The sequence below is a fragment of the Enterococcus sp. GC34 genome (assembly GCF_040886645.1).
GTDB classification, from domain to species: Bacteria; Bacillota; Bacilli; order Lactobacillales; family Enterococcaceae; genus Enterococcus; species Enterococcus faecalis.
This window is the reverse complement of the sequence record NZ_JBFOEF010000001.1, coordinates 353,712-368,932: the sequence shown is the minus strand read 5'-3', so window position 1 is coordinate 368,932 and position 15,221 is coordinate 353,712. Positions and strand designations below refer to the sequence as shown.

Annotated in this window: 15 protein-coding genes; 11 read left to right on the top strand and 4 right to left on the bottom strand. The window is 38.3% G+C overall.

Annotated elements, in window-relative coordinates; translation table 11 throughout:
- Positions 1-39 precede the first annotated feature (39 nt).
- From AB3I72_RS01745 to AB3I72_RS01730, 4 genes are all read left to right on the top strand, one after another.
- On the top strand, positions 40-1,329 hold the full coding sequence (locus AB3I72_RS01745; protein ID WP_002357422.1) for a glycoside hydrolase family 125 protein: 1,290 nt from the start codon (positions 40-42) through the stop codon (positions 1,327-1,329).
- An 11-nt stretch (positions 1,330-1,340) separates the two neighbouring features.
- Positions 1,341-4,031 (top strand): alpha-mannosidase, encoded by a 2,691-nt coding sequence (locus tag AB3I72_RS01740; RefSeq protein ID WP_368023460.1) that lies wholly within the window; start codon positions 1,341-1,343, stop codon positions 4,029-4,031.
- Between the two features lie 161 nt (positions 4,032-4,192).
- Positions 4,193-5,371, top strand: coding sequence for a pyridoxal phosphate-dependent aminotransferase (locus AB3I72_RS01735; RefSeq protein ID WP_061101120.1), 1,179 nt, complete (start codon positions 4,193-4,195; stop codon positions 5,369-5,371).
- Positions 5,372-5,481: 110 nt separating this feature from the next.
- Positions 5,482-6,372 carry a phosphate ABC transporter substrate-binding protein PstS family protein gene (locus tag AB3I72_RS01730; protein ID WP_002374731.1) on the top strand — a complete coding sequence of 297 codons (891 nt, stop codon included), beginning with the start codon at positions 5,482-5,484 and terminating at the stop codon, positions 6,370-6,372.
- A gap of 40 nt (positions 6,373-6,412) precedes the next feature.
- On the opposite strand, the gene pnpS is transcribed toward AB3I72_RS01730, so the two are convergent.
- Positions 6,413-8,188: a two-component system histidine kinase PnpS gene (pnpS, locus tag AB3I72_RS01725; protein ID WP_010816551.1), complete on the bottom strand. Its 1,776-nt coding sequence runs from the start codon at positions 8,186-8,188 to the stop codon at positions 6,413-6,415.
- A complete protein-coding gene (locus AB3I72_RS01720; RefSeq protein ID WP_002360193.1) occupies positions 8,185-8,895 on the bottom strand; it encodes a response regulator transcription factor in 711 nt (236 codons plus the stop codon). The genes pnpS and AB3I72_RS01720 overlap by 4 nt, the downstream gene beginning before the upstream one ends.
- Positions 8,896-9,057: 162 nt before the next feature.
- Here AB3I72_RS01720 and AB3I72_RS01715 point away from each other — a divergent pair, with 162 nt between their 5' ends.
- From AB3I72_RS01715 to ffh, 3 genes are all read left to right on the top strand, one after another.
- Positions 9,058-9,522: a DUF523 domain-containing protein gene (locus tag AB3I72_RS01715; protein WP_002364031.1), complete on the top strand. Its 465-nt coding sequence runs from the start codon at positions 9,058-9,060 to the stop codon at positions 9,520-9,522.
- 83 nt (positions 9,523-9,605) lie between these two features.
- Positions 9,606-9,944 (top strand): putative DNA-binding protein, encoded by a 339-nt coding sequence (locus tag AB3I72_RS01710; protein WP_002357429.1) that lies wholly within the window; start codon positions 9,606-9,608, stop codon positions 9,942-9,944.
- Between the two features lie 4 nt (positions 9,945-9,948).
- Positions 9,949-11,367: a signal recognition particle protein gene (gene ffh / locus AB3I72_RS01705; protein ID WP_002360194.1), complete on the top strand. Its 1,419-nt coding sequence runs from the start codon at positions 9,949-9,951 to the stop codon at positions 11,365-11,367.
- A 74-nt stretch (positions 11,368-11,441) separates the two neighbouring features.
- Here ffh and AB3I72_RS01700 read toward each other — a convergent pair whose 3' ends face one another.
- A complete protein-coding gene (locus AB3I72_RS01700; RefSeq protein WP_368023459.1) occupies positions 11,442-12,197 on the bottom strand; it encodes a MerR family transcriptional regulator in 756 nt (251 codons plus the stop codon).
- Positions 12,198-12,314: 117 nt separating this feature from the next.
- Positions 12,315-12,869 carry an NADPH-dependent FMN reductase gene (locus AB3I72_RS01695; RefSeq protein WP_002357432.1) on the bottom strand — a complete coding sequence of 185 codons (555 nt, stop codon included), beginning with the start codon at positions 12,867-12,869 and terminating at the stop codon, positions 12,315-12,317.
- A 141-nt stretch (positions 12,870-13,010) separates the two neighbouring features.
- Between AB3I72_RS01695 and AB3I72_RS01690 the strand changes: the two genes are divergently transcribed.
- From AB3I72_RS01690 to AB3I72_RS01675, 4 genes are all read left to right on the top strand, one after another.
- On the top strand, positions 13,011-13,814 hold the full coding sequence (locus AB3I72_RS01690) for an N-acetyltransferase (protein WP_002408437.1): 804 nt from the start codon (positions 13,011-13,013) through the stop codon (positions 13,812-13,814).
- A 146-nt stretch (positions 13,815-13,960) separates the two neighbouring features.
- Entirely contained in the window at positions 13,961-14,236 is a 276-nt protein-coding gene (gene rpsP, locus AB3I72_RS01685) for a 30S ribosomal protein S16 (protein ID WP_002357434.1), read from the top strand.
- A gap of 11 nt (positions 14,237-14,247) precedes the next feature.
- A complete protein-coding gene (locus tag AB3I72_RS01680) occupies positions 14,248-14,493 on the top strand; it encodes a KH domain-containing protein (RefSeq protein ID WP_002357435.1) in 246 nt (81 codons plus the stop codon).
- Positions 14,494-14,613: 120 nt separating this feature from the next.
- Positions 14,614-15,180: a hypothetical protein gene (locus AB3I72_RS01675; RefSeq protein WP_002357436.1), complete on the top strand. Its 567-nt coding sequence runs from the start codon at positions 14,614-14,616 to the stop codon at positions 15,178-15,180.
- The last annotated feature ends 41 nt before the right edge of the window (positions 15,181-15,221 follow it).

The window sequence follows — 15,221 nt, the reverse complement described above, 5'->3', positions numbered from 1 at the left end:
AATTGTGAAATGATATATCAAATTTAAGAGGTGACGAGAATGGTTTATACAGAAGTTCCAAAATCCGTAGCAACATTTATGGAGACAATTACAGAAAAATGCGGTGAAGCACATCAAGATTGGGCAAAAAACTTTCAGGCGGCCTTTGCCAATACTTTACTAACAACAGTGAAACGTCAAGAAGATGGTACTACCTTTTTATTAACAGGCGATATTCCAGCAATGTGGTTGAGAGACTCAACAGCGCAAGTTCGTCCCTATTTAGTGATTGCGAAAGAAGACGAAGATCTTGCTCAAATGATTGCTGGGTTGGTTAAGCGCCAGTTTCGTTATATTTGCATTGATCCTTATGCCAATGCGTTTAATGAAACAGATAATCATGCAGGCCATCAAACTGATAAGACCGAAATGAATGGCTGGATTTGGGAACGGAAATATGAAATTGATTCATTATGTTACCCGGTCCAATTAGCCTATTTACTTTATAAAAATACTGGGATGACCGAACAATTTAATTCAGATTTTGTGGAAGGCGTCAAAAAAATTCTCAACGTTTTTACAACAGAACAAGATCACGCACAGTCACCTTATTTATTTGAACGAGATACGTGGCGTCAAGAAGATACGTTGGTTGAAGCAGGGAAAGGAACGCCAGTCGGCAAAACAGGGATGACATGGTCAGGCTTCCGTCCTAGTGATGATGCCTGCCAATATGGTTACTTAGTTCCTTCTAATATGTTTGCAGTCGTAATTTTAGGCTATATTCAAGAAATTTTCTCTGATGTTTTAGAAGATGCTACGATTGTGGCGATTGCTAAAAAATTACAAGAAGAGATTGAAGAAGGCATCCAAACATTTGGACGAACAAAAAATCAAAATAACGAAACGATTTACGCGTATGAAGTGGATGGCTTAGGCAATGCAAGCGTGATGGATGACAGTAATGTTCCCAATTTAGTAGCAGCCCCTTATCTGGGTTATTGTTCAACAGAGGATGAACAATATTTAACAACGCGTCAAACCTTATTAAGTAAAGAAAATCCTTACTTCTATGAAGGCAAATACGCGAAAGGGATTGGTAGCTCGCATACACCAGAAAATTACGTGTGGCCGATTGCTTTAGCAATGGAAGGAATGACAACCAAAGATAAAGCAGAAAAAGAACGAATTTTAGATTTATTAGTTGCCACAGATGCGGGGACTCATTTGATGCATGAAGGTTTTGACGTAGATAATCCTGAAAATTATACAAGAGAATGGTTTTCATGGGCTAATATGATGTTTTGTGAATTAGTTATGGATTATTTTGATATCCGAGTGGAAAAATAGGAGGAAAAGTGATGACAAAGAAAAAAGTCTATATTGTTTCCCATAGTCATTGGGATCGTGAATGGTATCTTCCTTATGAAGAACATCATATGCGCTTAATTGAATTAGTGGATAATGTATTAGATTTAATTGAAAATGATCCAGAGTTTAACAGTTTCCATTTAGATGGACAAACGATTATCTTAGACGACTATTTACAAGTTCGCCCAGAGAAAAAAGAAGCCGTAAGAAAAGCTGTCCAAGCAGGCAAACTAAAAATCGGACCATTTTATATTTTACAAGATGACTTTTTAATTAGCTCTGAATCCAATGTTCGAAACATGCTGATTGGGCATTTAGAAAGTCAAAAATGGGGAGCACCAGTTCAATTAGGTTACTTCCCGGATACATTTGGGAATATGGGTCAAACGCCTCAAATGATGCAATTAGCAAATCTGCCTGCGGCTGCCTTTGGACGCGGGGTGAAACCGATTGGCTTTGATAACCAAGTCTTAGAAAGCGACTATAGCTCACAATATTCTGAAATGTGGTGGGAAGGTCCTGACCAAACGAAAATTTTCGGCTTGCTTTTTGCGAACTGGTATAGTAACGGGAACGAAATTCCTTCAGAAAAAGAAGCGGCAATCGCTTTTTGGAAACAAAAATTGGCTGATGTGGAACGTTACGCTTCCACAAACCATTTATTGATGATGAATGGGGTCGACCACCAACCGGTACAAAGAGATATTACTAAGGCCATCGCTTTAGCCAATGAACTATTCCCAGAATATGAATTTATTCATTCCAATTTCGATGACTATTTGAAAGCTGTTCAAGAGGAGTTACCAGAAGATTTAGGAACAGTAACAGGCGAATTAACGAGTCAAGAAACGGATGGCTGGTACACATTAGCCAATACTTCTTCTGCTCGCGTCTATTTAAAACAGTGGAACACAAAAGTCCAACGCCAATTAGAAAATATCGCAGAACCTTTAGCAGCAATGGCTTACGAAGTAACTGGCGACTACCCACATGACCAATTTGATTATGCTTGGAAAACATTGCTTCAAAACCATCCGCACGATAGTATTTGTGGCTGTTCTGTCGACGAGGTTCACCGAGGCATGATGACTCGCTTTGAAAATGCCAATGATGTCGGGCATTTCTTAGCAGATGAAGCAACACGACAATTAACAGAAGCAATTGATACAAGTGTTTTCCCAGAAAAAGCGCACCCGTTTGTTTTATTTAATACTAGTGGCTATCAGAAAACGGAGGTTGTCACTGTGGAAGTGGAGATTGAACGATTGCCATTTTATACAGGAAAACCTGAAGATCTTTATCATGAATTAAAACAAAAAGCCACCCCAGATTATCAAGTGATTGATCCAACAGGACAAGCCGTTGCAAGCCGTGTTGTCAAAGAAGATGTTCGTTTTGGTTACGATTTACCTAAAGATGCCTTCCGTCAACCGTACATGGCTAAATACTTAACGGTCGAATTATCTGTCAAAGAAATGGCGCCATTCTCTTGGGATAGCTTTGCATTGATTCAAGGAGAACCGAAAGCTTTTGAAGGAAGTCTTTTGGCTCAACCAGCAACAAATGAAATGGAAAACGAATTTATTCAAGTGAAAATTGAAAACAATGGTAGCTTAACCATTGCTGACAAAAAAACAGGAGAAACATTTTCAAAATTGTTAACATTTGAAGATACTGGCGATATTGGGAATGAATATATCTTTTTCAAACCGACCGAAGACCAAGGAATTACAACTGAAAATGTAACGGCTGAAATCACGAATAAAGAAAATTCCCCTGTAAAAGCAAGTTATCAAATTAAACAAACCGTCATGTTACCAGTTGCAGCAGATGAACGATTAGAAGAAGAACAAAAGGCTGTTCGTGAGTTTAGAGAACGCCAAGCACAACGTTCAACGACGCTTCGCCCGTTCGAAATAACGACAGTGGTTACAATGATCAAAGAAAGTAACCAATTGTTCTTTGAAACAACCATTAATAATCAAATCAAAGATCATCGTTTACGCGTGCTTTTCCCAACTGGCATGGTCACAGAAACACACGAAGCGGATAGTATTTATGAAGTCGTGACACGACCAAATCAAGTAAGCGATACATGGGAAAATCCAACAAACCCGCAGCACCAACAAGCGTTTGTGAATGTTCATGACCAAAACAAAGGCGTGACTATCTTCAATGAAGGCTTAAATGAGTATGAAGTCTTGGCAGATGGAACCATTGCGGTCACATTAATTCGTTGTGTTGGCGAACTAGGTGATTGGGGCTATTTTGCAACACCAGAAGCACAATGCCAAGGAGAATATACCTTTAAATATGGTTTGTCATTGCATGGAAAACCAGAAGAACGCTTTGCTACGTATCAACAAGCCTATAGTGCACAAATTCCTTTTACTGCAGCTACTACTGCGCGTCATGAAGGTAAACTAGCACCGAACCATGTCTACTTGACAACGGCAGAAGGACCAATTGGTTGGACAGCCGTTAAACGTCAAGAGCAAACAAATCATTTAGTTGTTCGTGGCTTTAATCTAACAGCGCAAAATATTCCTTGTGAACTTCACAAAGAGACACAACCAGCGACTTGTTTAACAAATGTATTAGAAGAACCGTTGACACCAGCGATAGAAGTTGATGCACCATTACGTCCGTTTGAAATTCGGACATGGCGTTTCGAAAAATAAATAAATAGGAGAACTTTGTTGAAAAGGACAAAGTTCTCCTATTTTCTTCTCTGCCGTTTTTTTGAGATATTTATAATAAAAATCTAGCGAAACAATGAGAAAATCATTCATTTTACGGTCAATTTGTGCTACTATAACGTCAACTGAAGGAGTGAAGCTAAATGGATTTAACCAATCGTTTTAATCGTCAAGTAAATAAAATTGCTGTTTCTTTAATTCGTCAATTTGACGAACAAGTCTCAGGAATTGAAGGTATTTTAAAATTAACGCTAGGAGAGCCGGATTTTAACACACCTGAGCATGTCAAAAAAGCAGCCAAAGAAGCAATTGATGCGAATTTTTCTCATTATACAGGGATGTCTGGTTTATTAGATGTCCGTGAAGCAGCCGCTTATTTTATGAAAGAAAAGTACCATTTGACTTACCAGCCTGCGACAGAAATTTTAGTAACAGTTGGAGCAACAGAAGCGATTTCAGCTTCGTTATTAGCAATTTTAGAACAAGGTGACAAAGTGCTATTGCCAGCACCTATTTACCCAGGGTATGAACCAATTATTACATTGGCGGGGGCGGAGCCGGTATATTTGGACACACGAGACAACGATTTTGTCTTGACCCCTGAAATGATTGAAGCGGCAATGGCCGAGCATGGGGAACAAGTCAAAGCAATTATTTTAAATTATCCTAGTAACCCAACTGGTGTCACCTATAACCGCCAAGAGTTGCAAGCAATTGCTGATGTTCTAAAAAAATACGACATTTTTGTGATCAGCGATGAAATTTATAGTGAGTTAACTTATGATGAGAGTCATGTTTCGATTGCTGAAATGTTACGTGACCAAACGATTTTAATTAACGGTTTGTCGAAATCACATGCCATGACAGGCTGGCGGATTGGCTTTATTTTTGCACCAGCGCTTTTAACAGCGGAGATCATTAAAGTTCATCAGTATTTAGTTACTGCGGCTGCAACAGTGTCTCAAAAAGCGGCTGTTCGTGCCTTAATCGAAGGAATGCATGATGCTGAAATTATGAAAGAAGAGTATCGGAAACGGCGCGATTTTGTTTATGAACAGATGACTCAATTGGGGTTTGAAGTTGCGCGTCCAAATGGCGCCTTTTATATTTTTGCTAAGATTCCTACTGGTTATGAACAAGATTCTATGAAATTTTGTATTGATTTAGCGCAAAAAGAAGCAGTAGCGTTGATTCCAGGTATTTCTTTTGGCCCAGAAGCAGAAGGATACGTCCGAATTAGTTATGCGTCCGATATGGATAAATTAACAACGGCCATGGAACGAATTGCACATTACATGGCGACACAACGCGTAACACACTAACCTTTATAGATTCTTTACACACCTTTACCTTTTATTTACATTTAATTGAAACAGAATTAACAGAGTCTTGGTAGACTAAACTTGTAACTAATTGAAAAGGAAGTGCAAAGATGAAAAAACGTGTAATTGCAGCAACTATGCTGAGTCTAGGGTTATTATTAACTGGGTGTGGAGCTCAAGGAGGCACAACTGAAAAATCCAGCGAAGCGGATAGTAACAAACCAGTTAAAATTGTCGCTGTTGGTTCCACCGCTTTACAACCGTTAGTAGATGCTGCGAAAGATCAATTTACACAAGAACATCCCAATTATACAGTTTCTGTCCAAGGTGGCGGCAGCGGAACAGGACTTTCGCAAGTTGCAGATGGCGCAGTGACCATTGGAAATTCCGATGTGTTTGCCGAAGAGAAAGATGGCGTGGATGCCTCTAAATTAGTTGATCATCGGGTAGCCGTGGTTGGTATGGGACCAGTGGTCAACAAAGAAGTCGGCGTGAAGAATTTAACGAAGCAACAATTGATTGATGTCTTTACTGGCAAAGTCAAAAACTGGAAAGAAGTGGGCGGCAAAGATCAAGAAATCGTCGTAATAAACCGCGCAAACGGAAGTGGCACCCGAGCAACATTTGAAAAATGGGGCTTAGATGGAGCTAAACCAGTTCAATCACAAGAACAAGATTCTTCGGGAACAGTTCGTAAAATTGTTGAACAAACACCAGGAGCAATCAGCTATTTAGCTTTTTCTTATATGGATGATTCCACTGTTGCCTTAAGCATTGATGGTGTTGAACCAAAAGAAGAACACGTGAAAGACAATTCATGGAAAATCTGGTCTTATGAACATATGTATACAAAAGGGGAGCCTAATAAAGATGTAAAAGCCTTCTTAGACTATATGGTCACCGATGATGTTCAAAAAACAATTGTCAAAGACTTAGGTTATTTAGCCATCACAGATATGCAAGTAGAACGTGATGTAAATGGAAAAGTAACTGAAAAATAAACAAAAAACTCAGCCAATAAACAGGATTGGCTGAGTTTTTTTAGGCTTCTTTTTTTGTTAAAGGCAAGGTGATTGTAAAAGTGGTCCCTAACCCTAAGTGACTATCAATGGCGATTTTACCGCCTAATAATTCTGTGTAATTTTGGACAATAGCTAGACCTAGACCGGTGCCACCAGAATGACGGCTACGTGCTTTATCGACGCGATAGAACCGTTCAAAGATCCGTTCTTGGTCTTTTTGACTAATGCCAATGCCAGTATCTTGAACAGATAAACGTAATTGCTGATTTTCAATAGCATAAGAAATAGTAATCTGACCATTTTCTTGGGAATACTGAATGGCATTTTCAATTAGATTCTTCACGATTGGATAAAACAATTCGTATTTGGTGAAAAATTGGCTCTCTGACAGACCATGAACGACTGTTTTCAGCTGTTTTGCTGCCAATTGTTGCTGATAAGAACCGAGAATTTCTGTAATAAATTTTTCTAAAGTAATTTCTTGTTCTGCATAAGGAATTGTTGCGCTGCCCCGAGAAAGTTCTAAAATTTCTTGAATTAATTGTTGCAGACGCTGGGCATCTTTTTGCATGATGTGCAAAAATTGATCAAGGACTTCCGGATCTTCTTTGGCGCCATCTATGAGTGTCTCGGTAAAGCCCAAAAGAGAAGTGACAGGCGTTTTTAATTCATGAGACACGTTTGATACAAAATCTTTTTGCATTTTTTCTAGTTGGCGAACGCGCGTTAAATCATAGGCAATTCCTAATACTTGATAATCATTGGCGCTTTGATCATCCAAGTAACGAAGAGAGAGATCTAATCGTAAAGGTGTTGGTCCTTGTGTCACAGTAATTTCTTGATGTAAACTGTTTTTTTCAGCGACGACTTGATGGATTAAATGAATCAAATCGGCGTCTTGAATCACTTCAAGATAATTGCTTTGCATATTTTTAGCAGAGAGTCCTAACATTTCCTGCATTTTAGGGTTCAACAGACGAAGCCGTCCTTGCGTATCAATGATAAAGACACCAATCATCAGCTCATCTAAAAGTTCGTGAAATTGCTCATCCGCAGACGTATACGCTTTATACGTTTGACTTACTTGTTGACTCAGTAAGTTAATAGTTTCGTAAAGTTCATTCCATTCAGAAGATTGCTGGATAATGGATCGATTTTCATCTGGATGTTTAAGCATTCGTTTCAGAATCGGTAAGACAGTCACTAGCGGTTGATTTTTTTGCCGTAACAATAAAAAGATAAACAAGGTAATTAGTAGGAACAAAATGCCAAATGTAAAGATAATATAGCGACGAAAAGATTGGATATTTTTAGAAAATAGCGCGGTTTGTTCCGAAATCCGAATAATGCCAACGATTTCTCCTGATTTTAAAACAGGCGTGGCAACGTACAGAAGTTCTTTATTTAACGTTTTACTCTTTCGTAAAGCTGAACCATAGGTAGCTCCTGATAGAACCGCAGCGATTTCAGGTCGTTTTTTGTGCGACTCTAGCGGTTCATTTTGGCTGCTGTCAAAAAAGACGGTACCATTTTTTTGCAACAAAGTTACCCGTTCTTCTGCATCATCTAACGCATGGGTGACAAGGAGTTGTTGTTGGTTTGTCAGTTGCCCTTTTTCGAAAACGGAAGGGGGCAACTGGTCTGTTAAAAGGGTATTTTTTCTTCTTAAATAGGTTTCTTGCTGAGCAACCATTTCTTTTTGAAAGAAAAAATTGGTCGCTGCAATACTCCCGACAAATAATAAAAGCATGACTGCCGCAACTAAAAAATATTCAATCCGCAGTCTCTTTTTCATCGTTTTGGCTCCTGAAAACGGTAGCCAAAGCCACGGACAGTTACTAAGTAAACGGGCCGTTTGGGATCGGGCTCGATTTTATCACGTAAATGACTAATGTGGACATCGACGATGCGACTTTGTCCAGCGAAGTCATATTGCCAAATTCGCTCCAACAAGGTTTCCCGATTAATGACCCGATCTTTGCGTTTCATGAAGTAAACGAGTAATTCAAATTCTTTTGGTGTTAGCTCGATGGGCTGATTGCGCACAAAGACTTCATAATTTTGTTCATCCACACGAATCTCGCCAATCACAAGCGGAGCTTTAGGTGTGTCCTCTTGAAGCGGTTCGGTCGTGGTAGGTTTTAAACGACGAAAAATAGCTTTCATGCGTGCTAGGACTTCTCTGGGACTAAAAGGTTTTGTTAAATAATCATCTGCCCCAATTTCTAAGCCGATGATTTTATCTACTTGTTCATCTTTGGCAGTTAAAATCAAAATAGGCGTGTCAATTTTTTCTCGACGAAGTGCTTTGGTAATTTCTAAGCCATCCATACCAGGAAGCATTACATCTAAAATTATAAAATCATATTGATTAGACAAAGCTAATTCGAAGCCGTTTTTACCATCTTCGGAAGTAGTCACCTGATAGCCTTCTTTTTCCAAATTAAAGGTTAACAAAGTTAAAATCGATGGTTCATCATCGACGACAAGAACTTTTTTCATTTACATAACTCCTTCAAGAAATTTCTGAAAATAAGTGTATATTTCACTATTGTTAGTTTAACATATTTTTAGAGGAAGAACGTACTTTAAAGTAAGCGAGAATGCTACTTTTGAGAAAAGTCAACTCATGGTATAATAGAGAAATGAAATGAGGAGAAGCGAATGATTGGTATTAGTAGTTGCTTAGGTGGGATTTGTTGCCGTTACGATGGAAAATCTCAAGAACAAGAAGCGTTAAAACAACTTGTAACTAATGGAAAAGCAATAATGATTTGTCCCGAAGTTTTAGGGGAGTTGCCCATTCCACGTCCGCCAGCAGAAATCATTGGCGGGGATGGCTTTGATGTTTGGGCGAATACTGCTTATGTATATACGGATAACGGGGAAGATGTGACTGAGGCATTTAAAGCAGGGGCACAACGCGCGTATCAAAAATTAAAAGCCCAACAAATTACAACCTTGATTTTGAAAGAAAAAAGTCCCAGCTGTGGCAGCCAGCTGATTTATGATGGACAATTTTCTGGCATTAAAAAAGCTGGAGTTGGAGTCGCAACTGCTTATTTTATTCAACAAGGAATGACCGTTTATTCTGAAGAAACATGGCAACTTGCTGACATTTCTTTTTAAAAGGTAAAAACTTAGTAAAAAAAGATTGACTATTCCCTATGAAATCGGTAACCTATAAGGGATTGAAGATGGGAGCACGGCTCATGGAAATGGAAAAAACAAACCGCATGAATGCGTTATTTGAATTTTATTCGACATTATTAACGGAAAAGCAGATGAATTATATGGAGCTTTACTATGCTGATGACTTTTCTTTAGGAGAAATTGCGGAAGAATATGAGGTTAGTCGCCAAGCGGTTTATGATAACATTAAACGAACCGAAAAAATTTTAGAAGAATACGAAAAAAAGTTACATCTTTATTCAAACTATGTTGTACGGAAAGAATATCTTGAACAGCTACAGCAGTATGTTCAAGAAACTTATCCCAAAGATAGTGAAATCAAAAAATATATTGAACAAATTCAAGAAATAGAGGAATGAAACTATGGCTTTTGAGAGTTTAACAAACCGCCTACAACAGGCAATGAGTAAAATCCGTCGTAAGGGAAAAGTTTCCGAAGCCGACGTAAAAGAAATGATGCGAGAAATCCGTTTGGCTTTATTAGAAGCCGACGTTAATTTACAAGTGGTCAAAGATTTCACAAAACGTGTCAGAGAACGGGCAGTAGGAGTCGAAGTATTAGAAAGCTTATCACCCGCCCAACAAATTGTAAAAATTGTTGATGAAGAATTAACGAAAACGTTAGGTTCAGAAACGGTTGAACTGAATAAATCTCCAAAAATCCCAACAGTGATTATGATGACAGGGTTACAAGGGGCTGGTAAAACAACTTTTACTGGTAAATTAGCCAAACACTTAATGAAAACTGAAAACGCTCGTCCGCTTTTAATCGCTGGTGACGTTTATCGTCCAGCAGCGATTGATCAGTTGAAGGTTTTAGGTCAACAATTAGAAGTTCCCGTTTTTGATATGGGAACCGATGCTAATCCAGTGGAAATTGTTCGTCAAGGGTTAGCGTTAGCAAAAGAAAAGAAAAATGATTATGTCTTAATTGATACGGCCGGCCGTTTACACATTGATGAAGCTTTAATGGACGAATTGAAACAAATTAAAGAGTTGGCTAATCCCAATGAAATTCTGTTAGTTGTTGATGCGATGACGGGGCAAGATGCTGTCAACGTTGCAGATAGTTTTAATGAACAGCTTGGAATTACTGGGGTTGTTATTACCAAAATGGACGGCGATACTCGTGGGGGGGCTGCGCTGTCAATTCGGGCAGTAACGGGCGCTCCGATTAAATTTGTCGGTTCTGGTGAAAAATTAACCGATTTAGAAATTTTCCATCCCGATCGTATGTCGAGTCGTATCCTAGGTATGGGGGACATGTTGACGCTAATTGAAAAAGCGCAACAAGATTACGATGAGAAAAAAGCAGAAGAACTTGCTCAAAAAATGAAAGAAAACAGTTTTGACTTTAACGATTTTATTGAGCAATTGGATCAAGTTATGGGTATGGGACCGATTGAAGACTTATTAAAAATGATCCCTGGGATGAGTAACATGCCTGGTATTGAAAATGTCAAAGTCGATCCAAAAGATGTGGCGCGGAAACGGGCGATGGTCCTATCAATGACTCCTGCAGAACGTGAAAATCCTGATCTATTAAATCCTAGTCGCCGCCGCAGAATTGCAGCTGGTTCAGGAAATAGTGTGGTTGAAGTCAATCGTATGATTAAACAATTTAAAGAATCCAAAAAAATGATGCAACAAATGTCCAAAGGGGATATGAACATTCCTGGTATGGATCAAATGCTAGGTGGCGGTGTTAAAGGCAAGCTAGGTAAAATGGCCATGAATCGCATGATGAAGAAAAACAAAAAGAAGAAAAAGAAAAAAAGATAAACAGGCTTTAGTTAATTATCGTAAGAAACAGAAAGTGCGCCATCAGTCGAAGAGACTGATGGCGCACTTTCTGTTTAAGCGTAGTTTTGGATAATTGCGTTTAACGCTTCGGCAAAACCAGCGCCGTGTTGTTCATAATATGACGTAAATCGTTCATCGCCAACATACATAAGGCCTAACCCTTTGTGTGCTTCTGGCGAATAGCTTGACCAAGAGTACATTAACCAATCTTTGTGTAATTGGAAAATTTCTTGCGCAAGTTGGCTAGTCAACTTGGGTGATTTTTGATACATGGCTAACTTAGAAAATAAATCTTTTTCCACGTTCTGCATTGCTTGCATGTCTTTTTCCGTCAAGTTTAAATATTTTTTGTTGGCTTGTTCAATCGTTTCGTTGCCATATTTTTCCCGAATCTCTTTACCATATTTTTCTTCGTTTTCTTGAACTCGTTGTTGTTTGAATGCTTCGAATTTTTGCTGATCTGACATGTTTATCTCTCCTTTGTAATGGTGTAAGGTTTGTTGAACAGAGGCTAAAAGACGATCAATTTCATTGCGCTTTTCCAATAGTTTTTGTTGATGCTCGTATAAAGCCTGTTCAACATTAAAGTCAGGTTGCTCCAAAATTTCTTTAATTTCATCTAGTTTCAGATCCAATTCACGGTAAAAAAGAATTTGTTGCAAACGATTCACCTCGGCTTGCCCGTAAATTCGATAACCAGAAGAATTAATTCTGGCTGGTTGAAGAAGACCAATTTCATCATAATATCGTAACGTCCGTGCACTGACGCCAGATAGTGAAGCCATTTTTTTAATTCTATATTCCATCATTCATTCCTCCTGACAAAATCTATCATAAACCTTTACGTAACGAGAAGGTCAAGCAAAAAAATAAAAAAAGTGAGACAACCTGTAAAAAGTTGCCTCACTTTTTCTCGATTGATTCAATTAGGCAGTTAAGCGATTAAAGAAATCCACGTAAGCATCTACAATTGATTGTAAGAAGCCAACAGTGCCATCAATAATTTTACCATCTTCACCAATTAAGTTCGTAATACCGCCAATATAGGCTTCAGGTTGTTGTAAAGTTGGAACATTTAAGAAGACTAATGATTGTCTTAAATGATGGTTCGCACCAAATCCGCTAATTGCACCTGGTGAAACACTCACCACAAGTCCGGGTTTTTTATCCCAAACGCTTTCGCCATACGGACGTGAACCGACATCCAATGCATTTTTTAAAACAGCTGGTACTGAACGGTTATATTCTGGTGTTACAAACATCACACCATCTACTTGTTTGACTTCTTCACGGAATGTTGTCCAAGCTTCGGTGGGGGTTCCTTCATCATCCAAATCTTGATTGTATAATTCTAAATCACCAATGTTAATAAAAACAGGTTCGAAATCAGCTGGAAATAAGTCCGCCATTGTTTTTGCTACCAATTTGTTAAATGAATCTTTTCTTAAACTCCCTACAAAAATACCAATTTTTTTTGTCATGTAAATCCCTCCATTTTTCTTTTACTTACTTTATGATAGTACTTTTTCAAAAAAAGCGCAAACGTTTTATCCTTGTACATTGTTGAACTTCGTAACTTCACGTATAATAGCTAGTAAAAGGATGAGTAAAGGAGCAACTGCTTGAATAAAAAAATAAATTGGCGCCGACAATTAACACCGTCGGAGAAACAAACATTGACTGAATTAAGAAACAAGGAAATGATTAAACAAGGAACTTTTTATAAATTGGAACAAACATTTCCTGAGGAATCAGCTTATACTTATTATGGTTTATACAGGAAGGGACAAGCCATTCAAGCGTATATCGTAGGGTATTGTTTTGATGGGGAAACCTTGGAAGCGACGATTGTTGCGCCAAATGTAGGGCCATTTTTTGAAGAACTTGTTCAAGAACTCGAAAAGCAAGCAGCTTTGTGGGGAATGAAAGAAGTCTTTCTCGTGATGGACGACAAGCAATCTGTTGGCCTGAATTATTTTAATAGACAAGGAATTGTGCCAGCTTTTTCAGAACAGTATCTGGTTTTTCAAAGAGAAACTTACTCACAGGAGTTGGCGAAGCTGACACTTCTCCGACCACAAGCGGCTGATTTGCATTCCTTGGCTAGGTTACTAGAAGGTACGCCTTTACCGGAGGACCTTCAACGAACACTTATTTATAAAGAAAACAATCAACTTTTAGCCACGCTACGTTTGGATCATTTTGAAAACGAATGGGGGATTTATGGCTTTGTTGTGACAAAAACGCAACGAGGTCGCGGTCTTGGCCGTCAAGTGTTACAGTCTGCGCTCCGAATGATTTTAGAAAATTCAGCCTCAGCGACTATTTTTTTAGAAGTTGAAACAGAAAATCAAGCAGCGCTTCATCTCTATCAAACAGAAGGCTTTCAAGTGAGAAACCAGTACAACTATTATCAAATTTTGTAAAAATTCTTCATTATTTCGTTTGGTTTCCTGCAAATTGGCTAAAAAAATTGAAAAAAAGTAAAGGTGTCAAGAAAAAACTCTTTACAGGTTGTTGTTAATCTGTTAAACTAACTCTTGTGATTAAGTTAATGGAGGTGTATTTAATAATGGCAGTTAAAATTCGTTTAAAACGTATGGGTTCTAAAAAGAGTCCTTTTTACCGTATTGTAGTAGCTGATTCTCGTTCTCCTCGTGATGGACGTTTCATCGAAACTGTAGGTACTTACAACCCTTTGAAAGACCCTGCAGAAGTAGTTTTAAAAGAAGATTTAGTTTTAGATTGGTTATCTAAAGGTGCGCAACCTTCTGATACAGTTCGTAACATCCTTTCAAAAGAAGGCGTTATGAAAAAACATCATGAAGCTAAAAACGTTAAGAAATAAGGTGATTGAATATGGCAGATGTGAAAGAGTTAATTTTAACTATTGTCCGTCCGTTAGTCAGTCAACCTGAAGCAGTCTCATTAGAAATTGAGGAATCAACTGATTTCCTCGAGTATAATTTGACTGTGGCCAAAGAAGATATTGGACGTATCATTGGTAAACAAGGGCGTGTTGCAAAAGCAATTCGGACAATTGTTTATAGTGTACGTATCGATGGTCCGAAAAAGGTCCGTTTAAATATTCTTGATGGTAAATAAGCAGCAACAAGGAGGTAGCCTAGCTATCTTCTTTTTTTATACATAACCAAAAAGTTTTCATTGCTAGAGACAGACCTTTCTTGCTAAAATAGATGTATCCAGAATAAAGGAGCGATTTGTATGGCAAAACGAATTATCATTATGAACTTTGATATTGAAAGTAAATCGTACCAAGCATTTTCCGAAATAAAAAAGATGCAGGCAGAAAGACAGCTTAAAGGTGAGCAAATGGCGGTTGTTACACATGTTAATGATGGCCAGCATCAATTTAAAATCAATGATTTTATCGATTTTACAGGCAACAATCATACATCAAAAGATAGTATGATTGGGATGTTAGTAGGCATATTAGGTGGTCCTCTGGGCATTCTTTTTGGCTGGTTTGCTGGAAGTATGTATGGTGCAAGCAAAGACGCCAAAGAAATTCAAGAAGCACAAACGGTTTTTGAACATGTGATTCAAAAGATTGATGAAGGACAAACGGGATTATTATTAATTGCAGAAGAAGAAGACAACCGTCCGCTCAACCAATTGGTTATGTTTGACTTAGGTGGCGAAATCACGCGGCTTGATTTAGAGGAAGTCCAACAAGAAATTAACGATGCGAACGAAGTTGCAAATGAAGCGAAACAATCGTGGCAAGCAAAAAAAGAACAACATAAAGAAGCGACATCGAAAGAAGAATAAGGATTAAAGACTGTTTTCTGAATAAAGGGAAACAGTCTTTT